Here is a 10,486-nt window from a genome sequence, read left to right on the forward strand (position 1 = left end):
ACATTTAACTTAACGGCGAAACTGCAAGATTTCATTGAGATACCTGCCATACCCGCTCTTCTGCAGCGACTCGGCCAACGCGAGAAGTTGATCACAATTGATGGAGCCGAGGCTGAAGGCGACCTCCTCAAGACAGGCGATCTTCATTCCCTGCCGCTTTTCGAGGGTTTGGACGAACGTCCCACCATCGATGAGCGACGCACCCGTGCCGGTATCCATGCCAGGCAAACCCGCGCCCCATGCGCTCGACATGGAGCGCGTCGGCTGAAAGGTAGCGCATTTGCAGATCGGTGATCTCAAGCTCGCCGCGCGGCGACGGTTCAACGCGACGAGCGTAGCGGACAACGCGATTATCGAAGAAGTAAAGACCGGTGATCGCCCAAATCGACGCTGGCTTGCTCGGCTTCTCCTCGATCCGTATCGGACGATCCGCCTCGTCAAATGCCACGACGCCATATCGTTCCGGATCGCGCACATGATACGCGAAGACCCTGGCGCCTTCCTCACGTCCCGCCGCCCTGGCCAGCAGTTCACTCAGACCATCGCCGAAGAAGATATCGTCGCCAAGCACCATCGCCACACGATCGCTTCCGATGAAATCGGCACCAACAATGAAGGCGTTCGCGAGACCGGCAGGACGGGTCTGTTCCGCGTAGCTGAGCCGAATGCCCCATTGGCTCCCGTCCTCTAGCAACCGCTCGAACTGACACCGGTTTGACGGCGTGGTAAGAATCAGAATTTCGCGGATCCCTGCCAGCATCAGCGTCGACAGGGGGGGATAATAGATCATCGGCTTGTCAATGATCGGGAGCAACTGCTTGCTGACCAGGCACGTGATCGGATAGAGGCGCGTTCTGCTGCCGCCAGCCAGCACGATTCCCTTCAGCATCGGTGTCTCCTTCTCCGACCAGCTGGTCAAGACAAGCTTCGAGTGAATGGCGCCAGGACGCCAGGCGAATTCCGAACACGCGTTCGGCCTTGGATGAATCCAGGCGCGAGTTTCGAGGCCGACGCGCAGCGGTCGGAAACTCTTCAGTCGTGATCGCCTCGAGCGCCGGAATCCGCGCTCCACGACGGGAAAGCTCGTCGAACATTGCCTTCGCAAAGTCGTGCCAGCTCGTCTCGCCTTGACCGGCGAGATGAAAGATGCCGGCCGCGGCCCTGCGATCGACCGTTACTGACCGTTCTGCGATCTGAAGGACAGCCTCCGCGAGGTCGTATGCGTAGGTCGGATTTCCCTGTTGGTCCCGGACAACCCTTGCGATGGGCTGCGTCTCGCATAACCGCAACATCGTTCGAACGAAGTTGCTGCCATAGGGGCTGTAAAGCCACGAGCATCTGATGACGGTCGCGAGCGGATGCGCGGCCAATACAGCAGCTTCGCCGGCAAGCTTCGACGCGCCGTAGACATTTAACGGCGCGGGAATGTCGCTTTCGTCGTACGCATCCGGTTTTGCGCCGTCGAACACATAGTCGGTCGAGAGATGGATGAGTGGAATGTTCATCTGCCAAGCGACGTTTGCCAACGTTGCCGCACCATCGCGGTTGATGCTGAACACTTTCGCGGCTTCAGATTCGGCCCGATCGACCGCCGTATAAGCGGCCGTATTGATGATTGCCGACGGCGCGATCGACGCGATGAGCTTGTCGTTCCCTTCGCGGTTCTCCAGATCGAGTTCTGGCCGCCCGAGAGCCACCGCAGGCAGACCGCGCGCTGCAGCGAGATCACGAAGACATCTGGCCAACTGACCGTTCCGCCCGGCAATGAGGATGGGTCGATCTGTCATCTTTACCTCAATGTTGAGCAGCGAGCAGACCCAGACGCGAGCCGTCATAGACACCGCAGCGAGCACGTTGCCACCATGCACGATTGTTGAGATACCATCCGACGGTTTCGGCCAAGCCCTGTTCGAAGGTTCTCGTCGGCTCCCAGCCAAGTTCGCGATGCGCCTTAGACGCGTCGATTGTATAGCGCGCATCATGTCCTGGACGATCCGGCACGAACGTAATGAGAGATCGCCTCGCTCCCGCGCCCGGGGATAACCGATCCACCATGTCACAAATCCGGGTGACCACCTCCAGGTTGGACCGCTGGCCATCTCCGCCGAAATTGTACTTCTCGCCCGGTCTTCCTTCGTACAGAAGTCTTATCAAGCCAGCGGCATGATCATCGACATGAAGCCAGTCGCGAATATTTCTGCCGTCGCCATAGACCGGTAGCGGCTTCCGGTCGAGCGCATTGAGGATCGTCAGCGGGATGAGCTTTTCCGGGAACTGGTACGGCCCGTAATTGTTCGAACAATTCGATACGATGACCGGCAGACCGTAGGTTCGAAACCACGCGAGTGCGAGGTGGTCCGAGGCCGCCTTGCTCGCCGAATACCGCGAACTCGGCCTGTAGGGCGTGTCCTCGCGAAACAAATCCTCCGGCCCCAATGAGCCATAGACTTCGTCTGTCGATACGTGGATGAAGCGGAACTGCTTCCGCCGCGGAAGCGGCAGACGTTCGTAGTAGGTCCTGGCCGCCTCCAACAGCGTGTAGGTACCAACTATATTGGTGCTGACGAAGGCCTCGGGTCCGGTGATCGAACGGTCGACGTGGCTTTCGGCGGCCAGGTGTATGATCGCATCCGGCTCGTAGTCGGCGAACGCGAGACCCATAGCGTCTCGATCGCAGATGTCGGACTGCAGGAATGCATAAGACCCCAGCCCTTCGATGCTCGCCAGCGAAGTCAGGTCGGCTGCGTATGTCAGCTTGTCGATGTTGACCACCGCGGCACTGGTCTGCAGCACCAAACGGCGACACACAGCAGAACCGATAAAGCCCGCTCCGCCGGTCACCAGGATACGCATTCCACTCATCTCCACTATTCGAAAACGCAAGCAAGCTGCTTGAGCGCAGGAAGGGTCTGGTCCTTTGGCGATATCTGAGCCTCTGACGGTGTGACGGGCCACTTGATCGCTAATGCGGGATCAGCCCAATAGACGCCGCTGTCATGGCTGGGGGCGTAGACTTGGTCGACCTTGTACAAGACGACGGTCTTGGGCTGCAAGGTACAGAACCCATGCGCGAATCCCTTCGGAACGAAATCAGGATTCCCTTCTCCGCAAAAGCCGATTGCTGAAAGGTCTCACAGAAGTAGCCGCGGGCATCGGAAAACCGATCTGTTCGAATGACTTTGACATCGGGGATCGCCAAGGATCGCAGTTCCAGCATTGGGCACCTCCTGCCGGCCCTTAATATTTCTCCATCGGGGTTCGTTGCGACGGACCATAAGTAAATATTCGACGGAATTTAATTATCCGCCCGCCGATCCGTCTCGAAACGCTCACATTATTTTCGTGCAAATACCGGCTAGACCGTAACCCCTAGAAGCACCTTCCATTTTTCCAACGCCGGGCCGAAACGACAGACCCATCGTCATTTTCAATTTCAGCCTCGATTAATATATGATTTATTTAATTTGGCAAGCCGATTTTTATATGCATATAATCCCCCGGCCGCGCGCCCCTTGGTTTGCGGGCGAGCGGCCCAACGTGACCCACCGTCGAACAGGTACGTGATGCTCCAGAACAATCTTCGACACACAGATAGCGTACGGCTGCCTGTGACCGGGCTGGCCCCACCCGTTCAAACGGACAGCGGAGGAATCAGCGACGTCATCAATTTCGGCCTCGGGCTTCTACGACGCCAATATCTCATGATCCTTGTCACTGCCGGGCTCGTAACTGCAGCCAGCCTGCTCTATCTCCGCTTGGCGTCTCCAACCTATACCGCGCAGGTTCAGATCCTGTTGGCTACTCCAAGGCCCCAATTTGTCCAGCAGCAATCGCTCCTCGCCGAGCCGGCCTTCGATCTCAATCAAATCGAGACCCAGCTTCAACTCCTTCGATCAAAGGCCACTGCGGTTGCGGTCATCGACCAGTTGAAACTGGCGGACGATCCGGACTTCAATGGGTCAAGGGTGTCTCTACAGTCGCTCTGGCAGCGAATTCGGTCATGGGCCTCGACTGGATCGAAGAACGATGGCCCATCCGATACACATGGCGAACCATTAGACGCTATCGTAGACGCATTTCTCAATCGGCTTTCGGCAGGGCGTGTCGGGTACAGCAACGTCATCGAGATCAGCTTTAATTCGAGCACCGCACCCCGGGCCGCGGAGATCGTCAACGCCGTAGCCAACACCTATGTTGCGGACCAGCTCAATGGGAAATTCGATGCCAATCGCAGGGCAACAAGCTGGCTGCAGGAGAGGCTGCGCGATCTCGGCGACCAAGCCCTCGCTGCACAACGTGCCGTCGACGTCTACAAGACCCAGAACAATATCGTTTCTTTGGACGGAAAGCCCATCGACGAGCAGCAGGTCACAGAAATCAACAACCGATTGGCTGCCGCTCGCGCCCAGACCTCTGAAGCCACGGCCAAGTTGGCTCGCTACGAAACCCTCCTTGCCTCCGATCCGACAAAGCCGTCCTCGATGAACAATCTGGATGCAATAGGAGCCGATTCGACAAACAGTCAGATCATCAACGGGCTGCGTCAGCAGTATCTGGAACTCATGAGGCGTGAGGCCGAGTTGTCGGCCAGGGTGGGTCGCGATCACTTGGCAGTCGTCAATATCCGGAACCGCGCGCGGGAATTTCGCGTCTCCATTTTCGACGAAGTCAAAAGACTTGCCGAAGTCAGCCGAAGCGAGTTCGAATTCGCCAAACAGCGGCAACAAGAAATCGAAAAGCAACTGTCCAAGGCCGTTTCGCAGTCCCGTTCAGTCAATTCTGCCGAGCTGACCATCAAGGAGTTGGAAAGCCGGGCAAAGGGTTTGCGTAGCTTGTACGAGACCTTTCTGCAGCGTTACATGGGCTCCGCGCAGCAGGAGACATTTCCCGTCTCGGAAACGCGGGTACTTTTCCCCGCATCGCCGCCGCCGAGCAAGAGCAAGCCAAAGACAACGTTGGTGCTGGCGTTCGGCATCTTCGGCGGTCTCGCGATGGGCGTCGGCTTGGCGCTCCTCAGAGACATCATGGACCGCGTGTTTCGTACCTCTTCACAGGTGGAAACTGTGCTGGAATTGCCTTGCCTCTCTTTAGTCCCATTGTTACCGGCCCGCAAATCCGCGAAGCTACCAGTTCGCTCCCAGCCAACCGATGATGACGTTCAGCAACGGATAGTTCCGTCTCCAATGGCAATTCATCGGACCGTGGTCGGCATGCCGCTATCTCGATATACCGAGGCCATTCGTTCCATCAAGCTAGCCATCGACCACAATCCGGCGAAAATCTCCTCCCAGGTCATCGGCATTACCTCGGCCCTGCCGAATGAGGGGAAGACTACGATTGCAGCCTCGCTCGCGCAATTGATCGGGCACACCGGCAAGAAAGCTATCATCGTCGATTGCGACCTCAGGAATCCCTCACTTTCTGCGATCTTTGCGCCCAGGGCGGTCAACGGAATCATCGAAGTTGCAAACGGCAGCCGATCCCTGGCGGACACGATTTGGCGAGATCCCACGACGAACCTTGCATTTCTACCCGCCGTGCGGCGGGGACCTCTGCTTCACACCAGCGAGATTCTGTGCGCCGACGCAATAAGCAAGTTGTTCGACCGCCTGCGAGCTGACTATGACTACGTCATCGTCGACCTTCCTCCCCTGACCCCGTTAGTTGATGTCCGAGTCACTTCATCTCTAATAGACGGCTATATTCTAATCGTTGAGTGGGGCCGCACCAAAATCGATGTCGTGCAGCACGCACTGCACACGGCACCCAACATTCATGAATCGCTGATTGGGGCAGTTCTCAGCAAGACAGATACCAAGGCAATGGCTCGATATGACGGCCATCGGAGCTATTACTATCATGACAGCCACTATATCCGATATGGCCTTTCCGGCTCTTGATGCTGTCTCGTAGCGGCCTGCACGTTCTCCGGCCACCGGAGTGGCCGCACCACATCATGGTGTTTACATGATTATCTGGCTTGTCCTGTTAGCCGAGTTTGTGGCGATCACCGCGGCGCTCGCAATGCCGGAAAGCCTGCAAAGCTTGGGATTGGCATCATTCATACTAGCAACAGCCGCGCTGATTGTAGCGCTCTTTCCATCGCCCGCCTCCCTCGGGCTCACCAAGCTGCTCCGGACTGGTCCCGTCGTTGTGCTCGCGGCTCCGGCCCTTTGGATGGCGTTACAGGTGGTGCCGATGCCTATGGACACGCTCGGAAATCCCATCTGGGCAACTGCTTCGGCGGCTTTAAGCGAGCCCCTCGCCGAAAAAATTACACTCGATATGGGGGCGACTATGCGCTCGCTGGCGCAGTATTGCGCTGTGCTCGCCGCGGCCCTCGTCACTGCGGTCATCACGCTTGACCGATATCGCGCAGCGCAAGTCCTGCATATACTACTGTCGATAGCCACGATTGCCACGGCCATGTGGTTCGGCAAGGAAACTGCCGGTGTCGCCGGGCCCGATGGCGCAACCGTCGCAGTGCTCGGCGTCTTGCTCTCCTGCGCCACGGCAATACGCGCGGCCGATCAAATAGCGCGGCACAGTCGGCCAGGAACAGTTGCGCCAGTTCCGTTCCTTGCACTGTCCGCCGCGACCATCGCAATGATTGTCTGCTTGGCCGCGCTGCTCATTCGGACCAACTCCACCGCCGTCGTCGCCGCCCTCCTCGGATCAGCAATCTTGCTCTCGGTTTTCGTTATTCGCAGGTGGTTCTTGGGCTTGTGGGGCACCGCTGGCGTTTTCGCAACCGCCGCAATATTCTTTATTGCCAGCGTAACGGTTATTCCGTTTAGGACGAACACTGATGTGACGATCGCCTTGTCAACGAGCAGTCAGATCGCGACAGAACGGATGCTACAGGAGGTCAGGCCGGCGGGATCCGGTGCCGGCGCTTCGACGGTCCTTTTGCCGCTTTATCGGGACATTGGAATCGGCGCCCCGCGAGAAAGGCCAACGGCTGCCGCCGCAATGGTTATAGACATGGGCTGGGCGTTCCTTTGCGGCCTTGTAGTAATAGCGATGCTCGGCGCTTGTATTCTGATCAGGCGCTCTCTGTCACGAGCTTACGACTACGTGTACCCCGCCTTGGGCGCCGGTGCTTCGATTGCACTGACGATCCTGGCCTTTGCCGACCATGGAATTCTGGGTTTGGGCGCATCGCTTTTGGTCGCTGCGCTTTTTGGGCTGGCGTTCGGTCAAAGCGTCTCCGGTGCGGGCCGTGAGGCCATATCCTTGGAATCGAAAGGGGCTTCGGACTGGATGGCCGGTCCAGCTCCGGCGTCTCGTCCAAGGCTCGCGCCAGCGTTTGCCATCCCATGGCCGCGCGCTGCTCTGGCGGTGCTTGGAATAGCGCTGATCATACAGACGATATGGATGGTCCTCCCTGGCCGGTATCTCGGAGGTCAGTCTTCTTTCTCGGCAGCTGTTTCGGCCGCAGCAGCATGGCCAAACGGGATCTCGAAACCAGTTTCGGCTGCGGCAGCGCATGAAGACCTTTGGATCCGAGGGGAATCACGATCCCGTGGAGATCCGGCTCTCGCCGCGGACGAGCAAAAAACGGAACTTCCGGCAGCGTCGAACGCGTTTGCCCGCGCGCTGCGCTCGTCGCCGCTCCGCGGCGACATTTGGCTCATGCTCGCGGCGGCGCCGAAACAGAATTCGATCCGGACGGCAGCCATGCTCAAGATGTCGTACTATACTGCGCCGAACGATCTGGATCTGCTTCCGTTAAGGCTGTCCGTCGCGCTCGCTACAGATGCTGTGGTACGCGAGCTTGAATTTCGGGACTTGATCAAGCGGGACGTCAGCCTCGTCGTTACGCGTCGACCTGCTATCAGACCAGCGCTTGTGGCCGCGTACCGGTCAGCCTCGGCCGAGGGGAAGATCTATCTCGAGAACTTAATTTCGGAGCTCGATCCGACCTACCTCGACAACATGCGCGCGCGGAATTCCCGGCAGGGATCTCGATAGGATCCTCTGAGCAGTGCGACACATTTAAATGGCGGAAACCAGAATTTTTCTCTTGAAATCGGATTAATTAATAATATATTAAATATTAACTCGCGGGTGTCCCGACAATGAATTTCGTGAACCGACATTTCCCCGATCGGGAAGTTACGGATCGTGTCAGTCCCGGGCCGATAGTATCCCGCCAGCCCAAATGGCCTCTCCGTTACGACTCGATCGAATACGTGGCGCTCTGTGCGGATATTGCGACCGTTGTTTTTGCGAGCGTCGTTTCGACGTGGCTGTGCCAAGCTCAGAATGGGTGGGCTGCAGGCGACTTAAGCAACGCACTTGGCCTGGCGCTAGTCAGCGCGGCATGTCTCGTTTGCCTCTTGAAGACCCACGGTCTTTATCGGCCAGCTGAGCTTCTCGTCCTCCGAAGTCAGATGCGCGCCGTCTGGATGGCATGGACGTCGTTGTTGCTCTTGATATGGGCCGTGTACGGCTTTGCAATCGGTCCGGGCTCTTCTCAGCAAGCAGGCACACTTTTCGCCGTCCTGGGCCTCGGCTTGCTTATGGCCGAGCGGTGGGGAGTGAGAGTGCTTCTCGGACGGGGCCTGAGCGGCAGAAAATTTGCCAGCACAAATATTGTTCTGGTCAGCGACCAGCCGCCAGCGAAAAACGCCGGACTGTCTGAAACGCTGGCGATGCACGGTTATTGTGTCCGAGGCCGGTTCAGCTTGCCCCCAGTCGGCTTCGGTCCTGCCTGTCGAAGGCGGCTCACTGCTCGCGTGATTAAGTACATTCGCAGTTCCGAGCTCGACCAGGTGGTGGTGGAAGCGAACCCGGAACGATGGCCCGAACTTCGGGCCTTCGTTGCCGACTTGCGAGTCTTGCCGCTACCGGTCGTGTTCGTGCCGGTCGGTACGACATCCGAACTGCTTCGACATCCTACGCGAAGTCTTGGAAGTGCCGTTTGTGTTGAACTCCAGCGTGGTCCTCTTACGCCGCTGGACTCTGCGACCAAGCGAATGATTGATCTTTTCGTCGCGGGGCTCGCCTTGACGATATTTGCCCCGCTGCTTGTGCTGGCCGCACTTGCGATCAAGCTGGATTCGCCCGGCCCCATATTCTTTCGGCAAAAGCGCTGTGGCTTCAATGGTCGGATCTTCCTGATCCGCAAATTCCGCACGATGCATGTGCTCGAGGACGGGCCCGCGATCCGTCAGGCCCATCCCGTCGACCGACGCGTCACCCGCGTCGGCAAATGGCTGCGTCGAACAAGCTTCGATGAACTGCCACAGCTGTTAAACGTTCTCGACGGCAGCATGTCGCTGGTGGGTCCGCGTCCTCATGCCTTGGCTCACGACGGAGAATTTGACAAGCTCGTGCGGAACTACGCCCTTCGCTGCAGGGTCAGGCCAGGATTGACCGGATGGGCCCAAGTCCATGGCTGCCGCGGTCCAACCCCCACAGCCGTTGCGATCGAAACACGCGTACAATACGATCTCTGGTACATCGACAACTGGAGCCTTCGACTTGATCTCGTGATCCTGCTGCGAACTCCCCTCGAAGTGCTGCGGGGACGCAACGCCTATTAGGTCCACAGGATCACGGGCACTGCGGCGGCCATTAAACCCCAACCACCCCGTCGAACAGTGCAGATCAGGTTACGCGCGCTGACGAAGCTTCGGACTTGCATCCCCTATGCGAAAGTCCTCAATTCTCCGGCCAGACTTCATGGCAGCAACCAACCACCGCGGCCGCTTGCCGCGCCCCGACCAGGTCTCGGAGGTCTGGGGGTTCCGGTATTTCGGCAGCACACGCGGATATTTGCGTCTCGCCTTGGCAGTCGGAGACACGCCCGGTCCGCTTGAGTCCGCCAAAACAGCCACCCCGCCCCCGAGAACCGCCAAGCGCTTCTCCAGTTCGTGCTTTTCTGCCTTAATTCGGTCCGATAAGATCCCGCTAATTTCCTCATGAAGCGACCAGAGGTCGTCAAGGGACATTGATTCTAACTCGAGTTTCCTAGCTGGCATGCTCGCACCCTGTAGTTGCGCCAAACTTAATATGCCCCAGATCGACATTAATCAAGATGGTGAACTCGATTTACCCAAGAAAATACATGGAACCGAACTGAAATCCGCAGTTCCAGATAACTGCGTCGCAACAATCAATCAAGCCGAAAAAATGGACTATCCGCATAATTTAATCGCGGACGGGGTAAATTCACACGCCCTGCGTGCAGCCATGCAACCATTCAAGCGGGACCCGACGTGACGAACCACATCAAGTGGCCGCACGGAATCTGCAACGCAGTATTCTCCATGAATATGGTTTGGCGTAGGCTGTCCTTCGTTCGTTCTGGGCAGTCTCGTATTGCAGGGCTTCGGATATGCATAACTCGACGCGGATAAAACTCAATATCCCTCAGCGCTAGCACTACTTTGGCAGATTGTTGATTTTGCCGCGATTTATAGGATTCCCGAATCAATTTTTCAATGATTCATGGGTGGTCGGCTCTTGGAGGGCTGAC

7 protein-coding genes and 2 pseudogenes are annotated in these 10,486 nt (G+C 57.7%); 4 read left to right on the plus strand and 5 right to left on the minus strand.

The features are described 5' to 3' along the window. Positions 1–9 precede the first annotated feature (9 nt). From rfbA to IVB42_RS16680, 4 genes and pseudogenes are all read right to left on the minus strand, one after another. Positions 10–889: pseudogene (gene rfbA / locus IVB42_RS16665) on the minus strand (glucose-1-phosphate thymidylyltransferase RfbA). Next, positions 798–1,787, minus strand: coding sequence for a dTDP-4-dehydrorhamnose reductase (rfbD, locus tag IVB42_RS16670; protein ID WP_247399307.1), 990 nt, complete (start codon positions 1,785–1,787; stop codon positions 798–800). The pseudogene rfbA and the gene rfbD overlap by 92 nt, the downstream one beginning before the upstream one ends. 7 nt (positions 1,788–1,794) lie before the next feature. Continuing rightward, entirely contained in the window at positions 1,795–2,853 is a 1,059-nt protein-coding gene (rfbB, locus tag IVB42_RS16675; RefSeq protein WP_247470593.1) for a dTDP-glucose 4,6-dehydratase, read from the minus strand. Between the two features lie 14 nt (positions 2,854–2,867). After that, positions 2,868–3,217 (minus strand): annotated as a pseudogene (locus IVB42_RS16680) (dTDP-4-dehydrorhamnose 3,5-epimerase family protein). Positions 3,218–3,563: 346 nt separating this feature from the next. Here IVB42_RS16680 and IVB42_RS16685 point away from each other — a divergent pair. The 3 genes from IVB42_RS16685 to IVB42_RS16695 all read left to right on the plus strand — a co-directional run bounded on the left by IVB42_RS16685 (position 3,564) and on the right by IVB42_RS16695 (position 9,551). Then, a complete protein-coding gene (locus IVB42_RS16685) occupies positions 3,564–5,900 on the plus strand; it encodes an AAA family ATPase (RefSeq protein WP_247399318.1) in 2,337 nt (778 codons plus the stop codon). Positions 5,901–5,967: 67 nt separating this feature from the next. Continuing rightward, positions 5,968–7,974, plus strand: a complete 2,007-nt coding sequence (locus IVB42_RS16690) for a hypothetical protein (RefSeq protein ID WP_247399312.1) — start codon at positions 5,968–5,970, stop codon at positions 7,972–7,974. A 221-nt stretch (positions 7,975–8,195) separates the two neighbouring features. Then, positions 8,196–9,551 carry an exopolysaccharide biosynthesis polyprenyl glycosylphosphotransferase gene (locus IVB42_RS16695; RefSeq protein WP_247399320.1) on the plus strand — a complete coding sequence of 452 codons (1,356 nt, stop codon included), beginning with the start codon at positions 8,196–8,198 and terminating at the stop codon, positions 9,549–9,551. Positions 9,552–9,620: 69 nt separating this feature from the next. On the opposite strand, the gene IVB42_RS16700 is transcribed toward IVB42_RS16695, so the two are convergent. Next, positions 9,621–9,989 carry an H-NS histone family protein gene (locus tag IVB42_RS16700; protein WP_247399314.1) on the minus strand — a complete coding sequence of 123 codons (369 nt, stop codon included), beginning with the start codon at positions 9,987–9,989 and terminating at the stop codon, positions 9,621–9,623. A 31-nt stretch (positions 9,990–10,020) separates the two neighbouring features. On the opposite strand from IVB42_RS16700, the gene IVB42_RS16705 reads away from it, so the two are divergent. Then, positions 10,021–10,230: a hypothetical protein gene (locus IVB42_RS16705; RefSeq protein ID WP_247399316.1), complete on the plus strand. Its 210-nt coding sequence runs from the start codon at positions 10,021–10,023 to the stop codon at positions 10,228–10,230. The last annotated feature ends 256 nt before the right edge of the window (positions 10,231–10,486 follow it).

This window comes from Bradyrhizobium sp. 45 (assembly GCF_023073155.1).
GTDB classification, from domain to species: domain Bacteria; phylum Pseudomonadota; class Alphaproteobacteria; order Rhizobiales; family Xanthobacteraceae; genus Bradyrhizobium; species Bradyrhizobium canariense_D.

Coding starts and splice junctions, on each gene's coding strand:
- rfbD (WP_247399307.1), bottom strand. CDS start 1,787: ATGACAGATCGACCCATCCTCATTGCCGGGCGGAACGGTCAGTTGGCC.
- rfbB (WP_247470593.1), bottom strand. CDS start 2,853: ATGCGTATCCTGGTGACCGGCGGAGCGGGCTTTATCGGTTCTGCTGTG.
- IVB42_RS16685 (WP_247399318.1), top strand. CDS start 3,564: ATGCTCCAGAACAATCTTCGACACACAGATAGCGTACGGCTGCCTGTG.
- IVB42_RS16690 (WP_247399312.1), top strand. CDS start 5,968: ATGATTATCTGGCTTGTCCTGTTAGCCGAGTTTGTGGCGATCACCGCG.
- IVB42_RS16700 (WP_247399314.1), bottom strand. CDS start 9,989: ATGCCAGCTAGGAAACTCGAGTTAGAATCAATGTCCCTTGACGACCTC.
- IVB42_RS16705 (WP_247399316.1), top strand. CDS start 10,021: ATGCCCCAGATCGACATTAATCAAGATGGTGAACTCGATTTACCCAAG.